The sequence below is a fragment of the Cupriavidus sp. GW821-FHT07C08 genome (genome assembly GCF_059419025.1).
In genome coordinates, this window is record NZ_JBWKQZ010000048.1 from 1 (window position 1) to 15,730 (window position 15,730).

A 15,730-nucleotide genomic window follows, 5' to 3' on the forward strand; every position below is an offset into this window, starting at 1 on the left:
AGCCAATCAAGTGGAAGTACGACGATCCAGCGCGGCGAATTCGCCCGGTGCCAATTCAATGACGCGATGGACTAGCGGTACTAGCTACTTCGGCAGCTTGCGCGACTTCCAGCTGCCGTCCTTCTCCTTGCAGTACCACCCGGTCCAGGCTTCGGTTTCGCCGGCCCGGCGGAATTCGCTGCGCAGTTGCCGGCAGCGGTCGCCGTGGTCGCGCCGGGACTGCAATGCCGTGAAGGAACCTTCGACCTGCCGCTCGCGCGTGTCGGGCGGCAGCCTGAACGGCATGCGGGCGCCATCGGCGCCCTGCTCCAGGGTCCTGCGAAAGACATCCGTCAACGCCGTGAGCTGGTCCTGGGTAAGCGTGCCGACGATGGTGCCGCCAAGGTAGTGGTCAAAATAGGCAACGGCCGGCCCCGCCGGCATTGCACCCGCAAGCATTGCGGCACTGCATGCCAGCGCGTGCAGGATCCTGTATCGCCTGTTCATCTTGCCTCCTCCGCCATGGCCTGCCCCGAGGCGGGCAAGCGAGGAAGCACCGGACCCACATGCCCGCCAGCCGCGCCAGCGGCCTATTCGAAGCGCTCGGTCAGCACCATCGCGTCCACCTTGCGCTGCTTCCAGAACAGGTGGTTGATGCGCGGCTGCAGCAGCCGCAGCGCGGCCCCATCGACCGAATTGAAATGCAGCGACACCGCCGGGCGGGTGCCGTCTCCCGGCACGCGTTCGATCTCATCGCAGGCCGGGAAGCCGTAGCGACCGATGAACTCCTGGATTTCCTCGTCGGTTGTCGCCGTATCGATATTCACAAGCATCAGCACACTCATTGACGTCTCCTGAAGGCTCGGGATGCCCGGTTCCGATGCGGCCATGAATCCGCGGGCCCATCTCCCCTTCCTATCTTTAAGCGAGGCTGGATCGGAAGGCAAACTTTGATTCCCGATAAGGAACCCAGGGCAGATTCCATCACCTGCGGAGGCTTCGATCCGGCTGGCGCCGGATCGTGCGCCGACGCTAACGCCCTGCCGCGCGGTAGCGCTTGGCGAATTGCCACCCCAGCTCGGCCAGCGGCACCGCCTTCCTGCCGGTCTCCACGGCATCCGCCGCGGCGGCGTTGCCGCTCCTGGCGCGCTGCCCGATGCCGTGCATGATCGCCGCCAGCCGGAAGAAGTTGTAGGCAAGATAGAAGTCCCAGTGCTCGAGCGCGTGCGTGCCGTTGGTATCGCCATACCAGCGCAGGTAGGTCGCCTCATCCGGAATGCCCAGCGCCTTCAGGTCGAGGCCGCCGATACCACGCCACAGGTCGGCCGGGATATGCCAGCTCATGCAGTGGTAGGCCAGGTCCGCCAGCGGGTGGCCGAGCGTGGACAGCTCCCAGTCAAGCACGCCGATGACGCGGGGCTCGGTGGGATGGAAGACGAGGTTGTCCATGCGGTAGTCGCCATGCACCACGCTGGTCTGCTCCGCGTCCGGGACGTGCTGCGGCAGCCACTCTGCCAGCGCCGCCAGCGCCTTGTTGTCGCCCATGCCGGTGTCTCGGCACTGGCCGGCCCAGCGGGCAACCTGGCGCGCCACGTAGCCGCCGCTCCTGCCATAGTCCGCCAGGCCGGCGGCGCGATAGTCCACCCGGTGCAAGGCGCCGATCACGCGGTTCATCTCGCGGTAGATCGCGGCGCGCTGTTGCGGGGATTGGCCCGGCAGGGACTGGTCATAGATCACGCGGCCCTGCAGGAATCCCATCACGTAGAAAGGCGTGCCAAGGATCGTGGTGTCTTCGCTGTACAGGTAGACCCGCGGCACCGGCACGTCGCTGTCGCGCAGCGCGTGCATCACGCGGTACTCGCGGTCGATGGCATGGGCAGACGACAGCAACTGGCCCGGCGGCTTGGTGCGCAGCACGTACTGCTGCGCGCCGCAGGCCAGCCGGTAGGTCGGATTGGACTGGCCGCCGGCAAGGCGCTCCAGGGTCAGTTCGGGCCGGTCGATCAGGCCTTCTGCGTGCAGCAGCGTCGCCAAGGCTGCGCTGTCGAAACCCGATCCGCCAGTGGCGGCGGGAACTGCAAGGGCTGGTTGCATCGGATTGCTCTCCTCGATTGCCGGTGGGCTCACAGCGAGCTGACCGCATGGCCGCCGTCCACGGGCAGCACCGTACCGGTCATGTAGTCGGAAGCATCCGAGGCCAGCAGCAGCAGCGCGCCGTCGAGCTGGCGCGGCTGGCCGAGCCGGCGCTGCGGAATGCGCCCGATCATGGCCCGGCCGCTGTCGGTCTCGAAGAAGCCGCGGTTGATGTCGGTCTCGAAATAGCCCGGCGCCAGCGCGTTGACGCGGATCCCGTGCCGCGCCCATTCCAGCGCCAGCGAGCGCGTCAGGTGGATCAGGCCCGCCTTCGCGGCGGTGTAGGCCGGGACCTGCTGCGCCACGCGCAGGCCGAGGATCGACGCGATATTGACGATGCTGCCGCCGCTGCCGGCCTCGCGCATCATCCGCGCCGCGCACTGCGCCACGCGCCAGGCGCCGTTCAGGTTGGTATCGATCACGCCTTGCCAGGCGTCCTCATCCACCTCCATGGCCGGCCCGGTGGTGGCGATGCCGGCGCTGTTGACCACCACCTGGACCGGGCCGAGCTGTTGGCGCGCCGTCTCGAACGCCGCACCGACCGATGCAGGATCCCTGACGTCGAGCGCTACGACGCAGCCTTGCCCGCCCTGCTTGCGCAGGTCCGCCAGCACGGCCTCGCCTTCGGCCACGCGCCGGCCCGCCAGCGCCACCTTGCAGCCGGCGCGCGCCAGCGTCTGCGCAAAATGCAGGCCCAGGCCGCCAAAGGCCCCGGTCACCAGCGCTACCTTGCCCTCCAGGTCGGCAAACAGGCCGAGGTTGCGTTCTTGCTGGTTCATTGCTTGTCTCCTCTGCATTGGGCTCAGGCGGCCTTGAGCATGTCCTCGACCACCTTCTTGGCGTCGCCGAACACCATCATGGTCTTGTCCATGTAGAACAGCTCGTTGTCCAGCCCGGCGTAGCCGGCGGCCATGGAGCGCTTGTTGACGATGATGGTCTTGGCCTTGTAGGCCTCCAGGATCGGCATGCCGGCGATCGGCGACTTGGGGTCGTTCTTGGCCGCCGGGTTGACCACGTCGTTGGCGCCCAGCACCAGCACCACGTCGGCCTGGCCGAACTCGCTGTTGATGTCTTCCATCTCGAAGACCTGGTCGTACGGCACCTCGGCCTCGGCCAGCAGCACGTTCATATGGCCCGGCATACGGCCCGCCACCGGGTGGATTGCGTACTTCACGGTCACGCCCTTCTCCGTGAGCGCTTCGGTCAGTTCTTTCAGCGCGTGCTGCGCGCGGGCCACCGCCAGGCCATAGCCCGGGACGATGATGACCGTCTCGGCGTTACCCATCAGGAAGGCGGCGTCGTCCGCCGAGCCCGATTTCACGTTGCGCTGGGCCTGCCCTGCCGGGCCGCTCGCGGCCGCGGCGTCGCTGCCAAAGCCGCCCAGGATCACGTTGAAGAACGAGCGGTTCATCGCCCGGCACATGATGTACGACAGGATCGCACCGGAGGAGCCCACCAGCGAGCCGGCGATGATCAGCATCGGGTTGTTCAGCGAGAAGCCGATGCCCGCCGCCGCCCAGCCCGAGTACGAGTTCAGCATCGACACCACCACCGGCATGTCGGCACCGCCGATCGGAATGATGATCAGCACGCCCAACACGAAGGCGATCGCAAGCATGACCAGGAACGGCATCCACGCCTGCGTCAGGAAGAACGCAATGCCAAAGCCCACCATCGCCACCGCCAGCAGCAGGTTCAGCCAGTGCTGGCCGGCGAATACCACCGGTGCGCCCTGGAACAGCCGGAACTTGTAGCGCCCGGCCAGCTTGCCGAAGGCGATCACCGAGCCCGAGAAGGTGATGGCACCGACGAAGCAGCCGATGAAGAGTTCGATGCGGTTGCCCAGCGGAATGTCATGCGAACCGGCAGCCGTGATGCCGAAGGCAGCGGGCTCCGCCACTGCCGCCACCGAAATAAACACGGCGGCCAGGCCGATCAGCGAGTGCATCGCTGCGACCAACTCGGGCATCTTGGTCATCTGCACCTTCTTCGCCACGTAGGCGCCGATGCCCCCGCCCACTACCAGCGCGGCCAGGATCAGCGCCAGGCCGGTGCCCGGCGCGGACGGGTCCGCCCCGCCGGACAGCAGCTCGCTCTTCAGCTTGAAGATCAGCGCCACCGTGGTGAGCGCCGCCACCAACATGCCGGCCATGCCGAAGGTATTGCCGCGCCGCGCCGTGGTCGGGTGTGACAGCCCCTTGAGCGCCTGGATAAAGCAAACAGACGCGCCCAGGTAGGACAGCGTCACCATATTCATCGACAGGCCATTCATTGCGCTACCTCCGCCAGTTTGCCGCCAGGCTGCCCCTTGGCTTCGGGCTGCGCCTTGGGTGCCTTCTTCCTGAACATCTCCAGCATGCGCTGCGTGACCAGGAAGCCGCCGAACACATTCACCGCCGCCAGCGCCACCGCCAGCGTCCCCATTGAGCGGCCAACGTAGCCCTCGGTCAGGCCGGCGGCCAGCATGGCGCCGACGATGATGATGGCCGAGATCGCATTGGTCACCGCCATCAGCGGCGTGTGCAGCGCGGGGGTTACCGTCCAGACCACGTGGTAGCCCACGTAGATCGCCAGTACAAAGATGATCAGGTTGATCACCGTGTGGCTAACCATTTCCATCGAGATCTCCTTGATTGCCGGTTCAGCTGGCCAGCGCCAGTTCTTCGCGCCGCGTCATCAGGCAGGCGGCGACGATGTCGTCTTCCAGGTTCAGCGTGAACTGGCCGTCCTTGTCGATGACCAGCTTGAGGAAGTCCAGCACATTGCGCGCATACAGTGCCGAGGCGTCGGCCGCGACCATGCCGGCCAGGTTGGTGTGTCCGATCAGCACGACGCCGTGGCGCTCGACCACTTCGTCGGCCACCGTCAGCGGGCAATTGCCGCCCTGTGCCGCGGCCAGGTCGACCACCACCGAGCCCGGCTTCATCTGCTGCACGGTCGCTTCGTGCAGCAGCGTGGGCGCCTTGCGGCCCGGGATCAGTGCGGTGGTGATGACGATGTCGGCCTGGATCGCGCGCTGGTGGACCAGTTCGGCCTGGCGCTTCATCCAGTCCGGCGGCATCGGGCGGGCATAGCCGCCCACGCCCTGCGCGATCTCGCGCTCTTCGTCGGTGAGGAAGGGAACATCGAGGAACTTGCCGCCGAGCGATTCGATCTGCTCCTTCACCGCGGGGCGCACGTCGGAGGCCTCGATCACCGCGCCCAGCCGCTTGGCCGTTGCGATGGCCTGCAGGCCGGCCACGCCGGCGCCCAGGATCAGCACGCGCGCCGCCTTGACGGTGCCCGCGGCGGTCATCAGCATCGGCATGAAGCGCTGGTAATGGTGCGCCGCCACCAGCACGGCCTTGTAGCCGGCGATATTGGCCTGCGACGACAGCACGTCCATGCTCTGCGCGCGCGTCGTGCGCGGCGCGGCTTCAAGCGCAAAGGCGGTGATGTTCGCGGCGGACATGCGCGCGTTGTTCTCGGCGTCGAAGGGATTGAGCATGCCGACCAGCACGGCGTCCGGCTTCATCTGCGCCAGCTCGGCTTCGTCCGGTGCGCGCACCTTCAGCACCAGTTGCGCGCCCAGCGCCTCGGCGGCGCTGCCGATGCGCGCGCCCGCGGCCTCATAGGCGCTGTCGGTCTGGCTGGCACGCGCGCCGGCGCCAGCCTGCAATACGACCTGGTGGCCCTGTGCCACGTATTTCTTCACGGTCTCCGGCGTTGCGGCAACGCGCGCCTCCCCCGCCCGCGTCTCAGTCGGGATCCCTATCTGCATTTCAATCTCCTTTGGTCCCGTGCATTCCGTGCGTCGGGGGTGGACGGGCAACCTGTGTGCCGGGCGCCGCATGCCGGATCAACGGCAAGGCGCGGCGCCGGTCTTGGCGGTACAGCTCAGCGGGGCACTTCCCCTTCCAGCGTGACGCGGTTCAGCACGCGGTCGGCATTGCCATAGTCGTGCACGGCGTAGTGCATGGTGCAGCGGTTGTCCCACATCACCACATCGCCCTCCTGCCACATATGGCGGTAGACGTTGTCCGGCGTCACCGAGTGCTCATACAGGAAGTCGAGCAGCGGACGGCTCTCCGCTTCGGTCATGCCTTCGATGCACTGCGCGGTGTCGGGGTGGCCGACATAAAGCGCCTTGCGCCCGGTCTCCGGGTGCGTGCGCACGATCGGGTGCACGGCCGTCGGCACCTTGTCCGAACCCGTCATCCTGGCCAGCCGCGCCCCCGAGAAGCGGGCCCGCAGCCCTTCGATCATGCGCTGCATCGCCGGCGACAGGCGGTCGTACGAGACGTACTGGTTGCACCACATGGTGTCGCCACCGATGGGGATGGTGACCGCCGACAGGATCGAGATCTTCGGCGGCACCTCGGTATAGATCGAGTCCGAATGCCAGGCCTCGGTCGAGGCGGTTTCCTTCGGGATCCTGGTGACCTGGGCCAGTTCCGGGAACTCGGTCAGGCCCTTGAGCAGCGGGTTGCCCTGCACCGGCTTGCCCCAGCGCCGGGCGAACGCGACCTGCGCGGCCGGCTGCAGTTGCTGGCCGCGGAACACCAGCACGCCATGCTCCAGGAAGGCCCGGTGCAGGATCTCGAAGCTGGCGTCGTCGAGCGGCTGGTTCAGGTCGACACCGGTCACGGCTGCGGCCACGGAGCCGGTCAGCGGCTTGATCTGGATTGTCATCATGTCTCCTCTTATCTATCGCTTTCTGTGGAATCAGTCGACCAGCAACACGATCTTGCCGACGTGCTGGTCTTGCTTCATGTACGCATGCGCGGCGTCGATGTCGGTCATGGCAAAGGTCCGGTCGATCGGCAGGCGCACGCGGCCCGCGCGCAAAAAGGGCAGCATGTCGCGCGCGCAGGCCTGGATGCATTCCAGCCGCTCCTGTTCCGTGCGGGTGCGGAAGGTCACGCCGATCAGCTGCAGGCGCTTGAGCCAGAGCTGCGCCAGGTCGATCTGGGCGGTTGCCGAGCCCAGCCGCGCGATGTTCACCAGGCGGCCCTTGATTGCCAGGCTTTTCATATTGGCCTCGAACACCGGGCCGCCGACGGTATCGATGATGATGTCGACACCCTTGTTGTCGGTGGCCTGCAAGACCGCCTCGACCTGGTCGTCCTTCGAGGCGTCGATACCGACATCCATGCCGAACTGGCTGATTTTGTCCAGCTTGGCCGCCGAGCGCGAGGACGCGATCACGGGCCGGGCGCCCATCAGCGAGGCGATCTGGATCGCCGCCATCGCCACGCCGCCCGAGGCGCCGTTGACCAGCACCGACTCGCCCGCCACCAGGCGGCCATTGGTGACCAGTGCGTCATGCGCGGTGATAAAGACGTTGGGGAACGCCGCGGCATCGATCCACGACAGGCCGTCCGGCACCGGGATCAGCGCCAACGGGTCGGCCACCACGTACTCCGCCTGGCAGCCGCGGCCATGGCCCATCACGCGGTCGCCCTTGCGCCAGCCGCTGACGCCTTCGCCGACTTCCGCGATCTCGCCGGCAAATTCGACGCCGGTGGTGATGGTGTTGCCCGAGCGCAGCTCCTTCGCCTGGTTGATTTCGCCACGGTTGAGGCCCGCAGCGCGCACCCTCACCAGTACCTGCCCCGCTGCCGCCACCGGCACGGGGATATCCTGCACTTCGACCTTGCCGCCCTCGGGGCCCGGCACTACACGGACTGCCTTCACTGTTGTCTCCTTTTCCTGTCTCTCGACGTGTCTCTTGCTGTGTCAGTACTTGCTATGCGCTACCCAGCGCCGTCGCGCGGATCAGCGACAGCAGCTCCAGCGCCCGTTCGGCGGCAGCTTCTCCACCCGGATGGTTGCCGCGTACAAACGGCGCCCGCGTATCCTCGATGGCGGCCAGGGCGTGCAGCGGCTTCTCCGCCGCCACCGCCAGCCGCCGGAATTCATTGACCGTCAGCAGGTAGGTGTGGAACACATCCGCCTGCGGCGGCGTCGCGCCCAGCTTGTGCAATAGCGCGTTCAGCCAGTGCGTGCCCGCCAGCATCGCGCCTTCGATAGTCATCTCGTAGTCGGCGCTGGTGCACTTCTGCAGCGACGCCTCGAGACTGCGCGCCATCGCCATGTGCTGCTCAATGTCCATGGCTGTCTCCCTCTAGACGCGCTTCCAGCAAGTCCAGGCAGCGGCGCAGCGCGGCGTCGCAACCCGCGGCAATCTCGCCAGTGGGCGCCATCCCTTCGCGCAGACAGGGATCACGGTAGTGCTCGATGTGCTCCATCGCTTCCATCATCTCGGCGATATCGGCAGGCACCGGCCCCTCCACTTTCGGGCGGCCGACATGCAGGACGTCGCCCAGCGGCTGGAACGCCGGCTTCAGGCTGCCGTCGGGCTGCGGCACCAGGTAGACGCCGGGTTGCGTCGGAAACCGGTCGTCGGCCAGCGTGATGCCGGCCTGGTGCAGTGCTGCATTGACGGCATGGGTGCCGGCGGTCATGCCTGCCCAGAACCACAGGCCGAAGTCCTCCAGGGGATCCAGGCGTGCGCGCAGGGCCTGCAGCTTCGCAATCTTTTCCTTGTGTGACATGACGTTCATGTCCGCCTTCTCCATTGATTCACTGCATCGATGCTCCGGCGCAAACAACATCGCCGTTGACATGACGATAGACAGCGGCCGGGTCGATGTCAACAAACTTCTATATAGGACTTTCACTGTATGAGTAGTGGTTTTCGCTGAGTTCCCCTATTTATCCTTGACTACATGGCAGTCGGCTCCCTACATTTGATCCCAACACCTATACAGGAGTTGATCAATGCCCCGAGCCATCGTACTGAACCCGGCCGACAATGTGGCCACCCTGCTGGACGCCGGCCAGGCCGGCGAAGCCTGCGCACTGGAAGGCGAGCGACAAGGCAGGCTTGTGCTGCTGCAAGACGTGCCGTTCGGCCACAAGATCTGCATCGCCGACACGGTCGAGGGAGAAACCATCCTGAAGTACGGCCAGGTCATCGGCCGCGCCAGCCGCGCGGTGCGCGCCGGCGAACACATGCACGTTCACAACATCGAGTCGGCGCGTGCCCGCGGCGACCTGCAAAAGGGGTAATGCAGATGACAACAACTTTCCTCGGATACCCGCGCGAAAACGGCGCGGTCGGTGTGCGCAACTGGGTCGCGGTGGTTTCCGTGATGGACAACTGCAATCCGGTCACCCGCACCATTGCTCGCACCGTAGGCGGCTGCATCCCGGTCACGACGCTGTTCGTGCGCGGACAGTTCGGCGCCGACCTGGATTTCGCGTTCGAGTCGCTGGCCGGTCTTGGCCGCAATCCCAATATCGCCGCGGTGCTGCTGGTGGGCCTGGAAGAATCGTCGACGGAAGAGGTCGCACGCCGCATCCGCAGCACCGGCAAGCCGGTCGAATGCGTGCACCTGCAGCCCGACGGCACGGTCGCATGCATCGCCGAAGGCACTCGCAAGGCCAGCCGACTGTCGCTGGCCGCGTCGAAGGCGCGCCGTGTGCCGTGCCCGGTGTCATCGCTGGTGATCGGCGTCGAGTGCGGCGGTTCAGACACCACTTCCGGACTGAGCTGCAATCCGGTGATCGGCCGCATGGCGGACATGGTGATCGCCGGCGGCGGCACCGTGATCATTTCCGAGACCTCGGAGTTCATCGGCGCCGAGCACCTGTTCGCCGAGCGCGCGGCCGATGGCCGGGTGCGCGAGGCCTTTGTCACGGCGGTGCGCAACATGGAAAACCTGGCGATCTCGCGCGGCGTCGACATGCGCGAGGACCAGCCTTCGCCCGACAACAAGCGCGGCGGACTGACCACGGTCGAGGAAAAGGCGCTGGGCGCCATGGCCAAGGCCGGCACCAGCCCGCTGGTGGGCGTGCTGCGCTACGGCGAGGCGCCGCAGAAGAAGGGGCTGCATTTCATGGACGCGCCGGCCGCAGCAGTGGAAAATCTCACTGCGCTGGCCGCCGGCGGATGCCAGCTCACCTTCTTCGGCACGGGGGTGGGCAACCCCATCGGCAGCATGGTGGCACCGACCGTCAAGGTGTGCGGCAACGTCAATACCCTGCACACCATGGCCGACAACATTGACTTCGACGTCAGCGGAGTCCTGCAGAACGGGGACAAGATCTCCGACCTCGGCGAGCAGCTGTTTGGTTATGCGATGGACGTCGCATCCGGCACGCGGCTGACCAGCGAGGTGCTCGATATCCGGGAGACCGCGGTCAGTCGATTCGCACTGAGCCTCTGAACAACCATGACCAAACTTCGCAGCGTCTCCGACGCGATCATCCGCTCCATCGAATCCGGCGCACTGCGCGAGGGCGACCGCCTGCCCTCCGAGGGAGAGCTCGCCAGCTTCCATGGGGTCAGCGTCGGCACGATCCAGAAGGCATTGGCGCGGCTGACGCACTCCGGACTGATCACGCGTGAACAGGGACGGGGCACCTTTGTCTCCGGGACGCGCGTTGCGCCGGCGGATGTCCGTTACCTGCGCTTTCGCGATGAACAGGGGAACGAACTGCCGTCCTACGTCCACGCGCGCTCGGTAAAGCGGATCAAGCGCAAGGGACCGTGGTCGGAGTTCCTCGCCGGCGACGGCTACGTGCGCATCGAGCGCGTGATCAGCGTCGGCGGCCACTTCGACCTCTACAGCGAGTTCTGGCTGCGCGAGGAAGACTTCGCGCAGCTCGGCGGGCTGGACCGCGATGCCCTGGAGAAGAACCTGCGCGAGCTGATCGGCCAGCGCCTGTCGCTGCCAACGCTTCGCGTGGACCAGTGGATCCGCTTCGGCCAGGCGCCGGCCGTGGCCGCACAGGAACTCGGGCTCGACCCGGAAGCGCCGGCATTCATCATGGAGTTGCGCGGCTACACGCTGCGCGACCAGCCGCTCTACTACCAGTCGATCTATGCCGCCCCGTTCGCGGAGCGCCTGATGATCATGCGGGAGAAATCCACATGAGTATCCGCTGGAACACCGACAGCCTTGCGCGCTGGACCGCCGCCGTGTTCGAGTCGTGCGGCGTCGCGCCCGACCACGCGAGCGAAGCCGCCGCCGCGCTGGTGCGCAGCGAACTGCGTGGCTACAAGACTCATGGCCTGACGCGGGTCCCCTCCTATGTCGAACGCCTGCGTGCCGGCGATTTCAACCCGTGTCCCGAGATGTCGCACAAGGCCTTCCCAGGCGGGATCGTGCTGGATGCCGACGGCGCCATGGGCCAGATCGCGGGCCCGCGCGCCGTGCAACTCGGGCTGGAGGCGCTGCAGTCGAGCGCGTCCGTGTTGGTCGCGGTGCAATCGTGCGGCCATCTCGGCGCGCTGGGCATCCCGGCGTTGCTGGCCGCCGAGGCGGGTGCCTTCTGCATGGTCGGACAGCGCACCCCGCCCGTGCTGGGCATGGAAGGATTTGCCCGCGCCGCGATCGGGCACAACCCCATCGCCTTCGGCTGCCCGTTGCCGGGCGCGGCGCCGATCGTGTTCGACGTCGCCTGCAGCGTCGCCGCGCGCGGCCATATCCTGCTGGCCGCCCGTGAAGGCAAGCCGATTCCTGAGGGCTGGGCGCTAGACGCCGACGGCCATCCGACCACCGATGCGCAACGCGCGCTGGAAGGCTCGCTGCTGCCCACCGGCGGGCACAAGGGCATCGGCATCGCCATGATGGTGGAGTGCCTGGCCGGCGCCATGGCCGCCACCGCAGACTCGCTTTCTCCCGCGCGCAACACCGTCGCAGGCGCCGGCGCGGTCGGCCGCCAGGGCGGTTTTGTCTGGCTGGTCAAGCCGGACGCCTTTGCCGGCAAGGAGCTGTTCGCCGACTACATGGCGCAGTGGACCGGCAACTATCTTGCCGCCGGCGGCGCCGATGCCCGGCTCCCCGGACACCGTGGCGAAGCGCTCGAACGCGAAGGCCGCGAGCAAGGCATCGCCCTGCCCGACGCGGTCGTGCGGGAACTGGATGCGCTAGGCCGCGAACTCGGCATCCCCCTCCCCGGCTAGCGCCGCTTCCATCACCTGTATTGCCTGGAATCCGGGTGCCAAGGCACGCCGGCAGGCCCCGTTCAACCCTGTTTGCCTGAAAACCGCCCTTATGAATGCTCCAATCCTCCCCGACGCGGCCCGGCAGGCGTTGCAAGCCGTGTCGATCGACGACAAGTACGCACTGGACTCCGGCCGTGCCTACATGAGCGGCGTGCAGGCGCTGGTACGCCTGCCGCTGTTGCAACGCAAGCGCGATGCCGAGGCCGGCCACAACACCGCCGCCTTTATTTCCGGCTACCGCGGATCGCCGCTCGGCACCTATGACCAGGCGCTGTGGCAGGCAAAGAAGCATCTTGCCGATAACCACGTGGTCTTCAAACCCGGCGTCAACGAGGAACTCGGCGTCACGGCGGTCTGGGGCTCGCAGCAACTGGACTTCGATGCCGCCAGCAAGCGCTACGACGGCGTGTTCGGCATCTGGTATGGCAAGGGCCCCGGCGTCGACCGCAGCGGCGATGCGCTCAAGCATGCCAACCTGGCCGGCACTTCGCCGCTGGGCGGCGTGATCGCGCTCGCCGGCGATGACCACGTCTCCAAGAGCAGCACGCTGGCCCACCAGAGCGACCACACTTTCATGGCGTGCGGGCTGCCGGTGTTCTTCCCGTCCAATGTGCAGGACATCCTCGACCTGGGCTTGCATGCCCTGGCCATGAGCCGCTTCAGCGGGCTGTGGGCCGGCATGAAGACCGTGCAGGAGGTGGTGGAATCGGGCGCCTCGGTGATCACCGACTCGGATCGCGTGCACATCGTGCTGCCGGAAGACTTTGCCCTGCCCGACGGCGGCCTGCATATCCGCTGGCCCGACGATCCGCTCGCGGCCGAGGCGCGCATGATGGAGTTCAAGTGGCCGGCCGCGCTCGCCTATGTGCGCGCCAACCGCCTGAACCGCAACGTGATCGAGGGATCCGGCGACCGCCTTGGCATCATCGCCAGCGGCAAGGCCTACAGCGACACGCGCCAGGCCTTGCTCGACCTCGGGCTGGATGACGCCACCTGCCGCGCGCTCGGCATCCGGCTGCACAAGGTCAGCGTGGTTTGGCCGCTGGAGCCCGACAGCGTGCGCGACTTTGCGCGCGGGCTGCGCGAAATCCTGGTGGTCGAGGAGAAGCGTCCCGTGATCGAGCAGCAACTCAAGGACGAGCTGTACCACTACGCGCCCGCCGCCCGCCCTGCCGTCTTCGGCAAGTTCCACCACACCGACGGCGCCGGCGGCGAATGGAGCCACCGCAAGCCCGCCGAGGACTGGCTGCTGCGCGCCAAGGCCGATCTCTCGCCCGCGCTGGTGGCCAAGGCCATCGCGCAGCGGCTCAAGGCGCTGGGCGTGCCGGCCGACGTGGCCGCGCGCATGGACGTGCGCCTGCAGGAAATCGAAGCGAAGGAACACGCCACCGCCCAGGGCGATACGCGCGCCACCGACCGCCTGCCGTGGTTCTGCCCGGGCTGCCCGCACAACACCAGCACCAAGGTGCCGGAAGGCTCGGTCGCGACCGCCGGCATCGGTTGCCACGGCATGGTGGTGTGGATGGACCGCTCGACCACTTCCTGGTCGCAGATGGGCGGCGAAGGCGTGCACTGGATGGGCCAGGCGCCGTTCAGCAAGCGCACCCACATGTTCGCCAACCTGGGCGACGGCACCTACAACCACTCGGGCCTGCTGGCGGTGCGCCAGTCGATCCATGCCGGCGTGAACCTGACCTACAAGATCCTGTTCAACAGCGCCGTGGCCATGACCGGCGGGCAGCCGGTGGACGGCCAGCTCGACGTGCCGGCAATGACGCGCGAACTGGCCGCCGAAGGCGCGCGACAGATCGTCGTGGTCACGGACGAGCCGGGCAAGTACAAGGGCGTCAGCAGCCTCGCCGCCGGCGTCACCGTGCGCCACCGCGACGAACTCGATACCGTGCAGCGCGAGCTGCGCGAGGTGTCCGGCGTGACCGTGATCATCTACGACCAGGCCTGCGCCACCAAGAAGCGCCGCGAGCGCAAGCGCGGCACCATGGTCGATCCGGCCAAGCGCGTGGTCATCAACGAGCTGGTGTGCGAAGGCTGCGGCGACTGCTCGGTGGAAAGCAACTGCCTGGCGGTGCAACCGGTGGAAACCGACTTCGGGCGCAAGCGCAAGGTCAACCAGGACACCTGCAACAAGGACTTCTCCTGCACCAAGGGCTTCTGCCCGAGCTTTGTCACGGTCGAGGGCGGCCAACTGAAGAAGCCCGCCACCACCGCGAGCGGCCGCGCCACGCCTCCGGCCATCCCGATGCCCACGCTGCCGGATGCCGGCAAGCCGCAGCGCATCGTGGTGGCGGGGATCGGCGGCACCGGCATCGTCACCATCGGCGGCGTGCTGGGCATGGCCGCCCACCTCGAAGGCAAGGGCGTGATCACCCAGGACGCGACCGGCATGGCGCAGATGGGCGGGGCCACCTGGAGCCACATCCAGATCGCCGCCAGCCCGGACGCCCTGCATGCGAGCCGTGTCGACATGGCCATGGCCGACCTGGTGATCGCCTGCGATACCGTGGTCGCCGCCAGCAAGACCTCGCTGGCTGCGATGTCGCCGGCGCGGACTTATGTGGTGCTGAACAGCCATATCACCCCGACCGCGGCCTTTGTCCGCAACCCGGACTGGGACCCGCAGACCGGCGAGGCCGTGGCGCGGATCGCGCAGTCCGTCGGCGAAGGCCAGCTCGCCAGCTTCGACGCTGAACAGGTGGCGAAGCAGCTGCTCGGCCAGTCGATCTACGCCAACCTGCTGCTGCTCGGCTTCGCCTGGCAGAAGGGCAAGGTGCCGCTGTCGCACGCCGCGCTGATGCGCGCCATCGAGCTCAACGGCGTGCAGGTCGACAGCAACAAGGCGGCCTTCGAATGGGGCCGGCTGTGCGCCCACGATATGTCGAAGATACCCGCGCAGCCGGCCGGCTCGCAGGTGATCCAGTTCGTGCGCAAGGTTCCGGTCGAGGAACTGATGAAGAAGCACGCCGACTTCCTGGCCGGCTACCAGAACCGGGCCTATGCGGCGCAATACGAGTCGTTTGTCGGCCGCGTGAAGGCGGCGGAATCGGTCGTCGGCGGCACCCGCCTGACCGAAGCCGTGGCCCGCTCGCTGTTCAAGCTGATGGCCTATAAAGACGAATATGAGGTGGCTCGCCTGCATACCGGCGCCGCATTCCGCCAGCAGATCGAGTCGATGTTCGAAGGCAAGGTCCGGCTGGTCCATCACCTGGCCCCTCCCCTGTTTGCGCGGAAGAACCAGGCCGGCGAACCGGTGAAAGGCGCCTATGGCCCGTGGATGCGCAGCGCGTTCGGCGTACTGGCCCGGTTCAAGGGACTGCGCGGCACGGCATTCGATCCCTTCGGCTACACCCTGGAGCGCAAGGAAGAGCGGGCTTTGATCGGTGAATTCCGGCGCAGCGTGGAAGCCTTGCTGCCGGCACTTTCCGCGCAAAACCTTGACCTGGCGCTGGAGATTGCCCGGCTGCCGCAGGAAATCCGCGGCTACGGCCACGTCAAGGCGCGCAACCTGGCGGCCACCCGCACGCGCTGGGAGCGGCTGATGGCGCAATGGCAGCAAGCAGGCGCGCAGCCGGGACAAATCAAAGCTACTGAAGCGGCATAAATCAA

16 protein-coding genes are annotated in these 15,730 nt (G+C 67.0%); 5 read left to right on the plus strand and 11 right to left on the minus strand.

Annotated features, from left to right (window positions below):
* Nucleotides 1-84 precede the first annotated feature (84 nt).
* The 11 genes from AC07UK_RS36590 to AC07UK_RS36640 form a co-directional block, all read right to left on the minus strand.
* On the minus strand, nucleotides 85-486 hold the full coding sequence (locus AC07UK_RS36590) for a hypothetical protein (RefSeq protein WP_436221268.1): 402 nt from the start codon (nucleotides 484-486) through the stop codon (nucleotides 85-87).
* An 83-nt stretch (nucleotides 487-569) separates the two neighbouring features.
* Complete coding sequence (locus tag AC07UK_RS36595) at nucleotides 570-824, minus strand: hypothetical protein (protein ID WP_010808930.1); 255 nt, start codon at nucleotides 822-824, stop codon at nucleotides 570-572.
* Nucleotides 825-1,011: 187 nt separating this feature from the next.
* On the minus strand, nucleotides 1,012-2,073 hold the full coding sequence (locus tag AC07UK_RS36600; RefSeq protein WP_436221267.1) for a phosphotransferase family protein: 1,062 nt from the start codon (nucleotides 2,071-2,073) through the stop codon (nucleotides 1,012-1,014).
* A gap of 29 nt (nucleotides 2,074-2,102) precedes the next feature.
* Nucleotides 2,103-2,891 carry an SDR family NAD(P)-dependent oxidoreductase gene (locus AC07UK_RS36605; RefSeq protein ID WP_436221266.1) on the minus strand — a complete coding sequence of 263 codons (789 nt, stop codon included), beginning with the start codon at nucleotides 2,889-2,891 and terminating at the stop codon, nucleotides 2,103-2,105.
* 23 nt (nucleotides 2,892-2,914) lie between these two features.
* Nucleotides 2,915-4,384: an NAD(P)(+) transhydrogenase (Re/Si-specific) subunit beta gene (locus tag AC07UK_RS36610; RefSeq protein WP_494693913.1), complete on the minus strand. Its 1,470-nt coding sequence runs from the start codon at nucleotides 4,382-4,384 to the stop codon at nucleotides 2,915-2,917.
* Nucleotides 4,381-4,731 (minus strand): NAD(P) transhydrogenase subunit alpha part 2, encoded by a 351-nt coding sequence (locus AC07UK_RS36615; RefSeq protein ID WP_436221264.1) that lies wholly within the window; start codon nucleotides 4,729-4,731, stop codon nucleotides 4,381-4,383. The genes AC07UK_RS36610 and AC07UK_RS36615 overlap by 4 nt, the downstream gene beginning before the upstream one ends.
* Nucleotides 4,732-4,753: 22 nt before the next feature.
* Nucleotides 4,754-5,872, minus strand: a complete 1,119-nt coding sequence (locus tag AC07UK_RS36620) for a Re/Si-specific NAD(P)(+) transhydrogenase subunit alpha (protein WP_436221263.1) — start codon at nucleotides 5,870-5,872, stop codon at nucleotides 4,754-4,756.
* A gap of 116 nt (nucleotides 5,873-5,988) precedes the next feature.
* Nucleotides 5,989-6,783, minus strand: coding sequence for a TauD/TfdA dioxygenase family protein (locus AC07UK_RS36625; protein WP_436223058.1), 795 nt, complete (start codon nucleotides 6,781-6,783; stop codon nucleotides 5,989-5,991).
* Nucleotides 6,784-6,816: 33 nt separating this feature from the next.
* A complete protein-coding gene (locus AC07UK_RS36630) occupies nucleotides 6,817-7,788 on the minus strand; it encodes a zinc-binding dehydrogenase (RefSeq protein WP_436221262.1) in 972 nt (323 codons plus the stop codon).
* Nucleotides 7,789-7,840: 52 nt separating this feature from the next.
* The gene (locus AC07UK_RS36635; protein WP_436221261.1) at nucleotides 7,841-8,206 is read right to left on the minus strand and encodes a hypothetical protein; all 366 of its coding nucleotides are present in this window, start codon (nucleotides 8,204-8,206) and stop codon (nucleotides 7,841-7,843) included.
* Nucleotides 8,196-8,657 carry a hypothetical protein gene (locus AC07UK_RS36640; protein ID WP_436221260.1) on the minus strand — a complete coding sequence of 154 codons (462 nt, stop codon included), beginning with the start codon at nucleotides 8,655-8,657 and terminating at the stop codon, nucleotides 8,196-8,198. Before AC07UK_RS36640 ends, AC07UK_RS36635 begins: the two co-directional genes overlap by 11 nt.
* 217 nt (nucleotides 8,658-8,874) lie before the next feature.
* Between AC07UK_RS36640 and AC07UK_RS36645 the strand changes: the two genes are divergently transcribed.
* The 5 genes from AC07UK_RS36645 (at nucleotide 8,875) to AC07UK_RS36665 (ending at nucleotide 15,725) form a co-directional block, all read left to right on the plus strand.
* Entirely contained in the window at nucleotides 8,875-9,165 is a 291-nt protein-coding gene (locus AC07UK_RS36645; RefSeq protein ID WP_436221259.1) for a UxaA family hydrolase, read from the plus strand.
* A gap of 5 nt (nucleotides 9,166-9,170) precedes the next feature.
* Nucleotides 9,171-10,325: a UxaA family hydrolase gene (locus tag AC07UK_RS36650; protein WP_013956247.1), complete on the plus strand. Its 1,155-nt coding sequence runs from the start codon at nucleotides 9,171-9,173 to the stop codon at nucleotides 10,323-10,325.
* A gap of 6 nt (nucleotides 10,326-10,331) precedes the next feature.
* Nucleotides 10,332-11,036, plus strand: a complete 705-nt coding sequence (locus tag AC07UK_RS36655; RefSeq protein ID WP_436221258.1) for a GntR family transcriptional regulator — start codon at nucleotides 10,332-10,334, stop codon at nucleotides 11,034-11,036.
* Nucleotides 11,033-12,067, plus strand: a complete 1,035-nt coding sequence (locus AC07UK_RS36660) for an Ldh family oxidoreductase (protein WP_494687994.1) — start codon at nucleotides 11,033-11,035, stop codon at nucleotides 12,065-12,067. The genes AC07UK_RS36655 and AC07UK_RS36660 overlap by 4 nt, the downstream gene beginning before the upstream one ends.
* A 91-nt stretch (nucleotides 12,068-12,158) precedes the next feature.
* Nucleotides 12,159-15,725: an indolepyruvate ferredoxin oxidoreductase family protein gene (locus tag AC07UK_RS36665; RefSeq protein WP_494687993.1), complete on the plus strand. Its 3,567-nt coding sequence runs from the start codon at nucleotides 12,159-12,161 to the stop codon at nucleotides 15,723-15,725.
* Nucleotides 15,726-15,730 lie beyond the last annotated feature (5 nt).

Excerpts from the sequence above, each read along its gene's own strand:
- AC07UK_RS36650 (WP_013956247.1), top strand. The coding sequence starts at position 9,171 with ATGACAACAACTTTCCTCGGATACCCGCGCGAAAACGGCGCGGTCGGT.
- AC07UK_RS36600 (WP_436221267.1), bottom strand. The coding sequence starts at position 2,073 with ATGCAACCAGCCCTTGCAGTTCCCGCCGCCACTGGCGGATCGGGTTTC.
- AC07UK_RS36665 (WP_494687993.1), top strand. The coding sequence starts at position 12,159 with ATGAATGCTCCAATCCTCCCCGACGCGGCCCGGCAGGCGTTGCAAGCC.
- AC07UK_RS36640 (WP_436221260.1), bottom strand. The coding sequence starts at position 8,657 with ATGAACGTCATGTCACACAAGGAAAAGATTGCGAAGCTGCAGGCCCTG.
- AC07UK_RS36620 (WP_436221263.1), bottom strand. The coding sequence starts at position 5,872 with ATGCAGATAGGGATCCCGACTGAGACGCGGGCGGGGGAGGCGCGCGTT.
- AC07UK_RS36595 (WP_010808930.1), bottom strand. The coding sequence starts at position 824 with ATGAGTGTGCTGATGCTTGTGAATATCGATACGGCGACAACCGACGAG.
- AC07UK_RS36645 (WP_436221259.1), top strand. The coding sequence starts at position 8,875 with ATGCCCCGAGCCATCGTACTGAACCCGGCCGACAATGTGGCCACCCTG.
- AC07UK_RS36605 (WP_436221266.1), bottom strand. The coding sequence starts at position 2,891 with ATGAACCAGCAAGAACGCAACCTCGGCCTGTTTGCCGACCTGGAGGGC.
- AC07UK_RS36655 (WP_436221258.1), top strand. The coding sequence starts at position 10,332 with ATGACCAAACTTCGCAGCGTCTCCGACGCGATCATCCGCTCCATCGAA.
- AC07UK_RS36610 (WP_494693913.1), bottom strand. The coding sequence starts at position 4,384 with ATGAATGGCCTGTCGATGAATATGGTGACGCTGTCCTACCTGGGCGCG.
- AC07UK_RS36590 (WP_436221268.1), bottom strand. The coding sequence starts at position 486 with ATGAACAGGCGATACAGGATCCTGCACGCGCTGGCATGCAGTGCCGCA.
- AC07UK_RS36635 (WP_436221261.1), bottom strand. The coding sequence starts at position 8,206 with ATGGACATTGAGCAGCACATGGCGATGGCGCGCAGTCTCGAGGCGTCG.
- AC07UK_RS36615 (WP_436221264.1), bottom strand. The coding sequence starts at position 4,731 with ATGGAAATGGTTAGCCACACGGTGATCAACCTGATCATCTTTGTACTG.
- AC07UK_RS36660 (WP_494687994.1), top strand. The coding sequence starts at position 11,033 with ATGAGTATCCGCTGGAACACCGACAGCCTTGCGCGCTGGACCGCCGCC.
- AC07UK_RS36625 (WP_436223058.1), bottom strand. The coding sequence starts at position 6,783 with ATGACAATCCAGATCAAGCCGCTGACCGGCTCCGTGGCCGCAGCCGTG.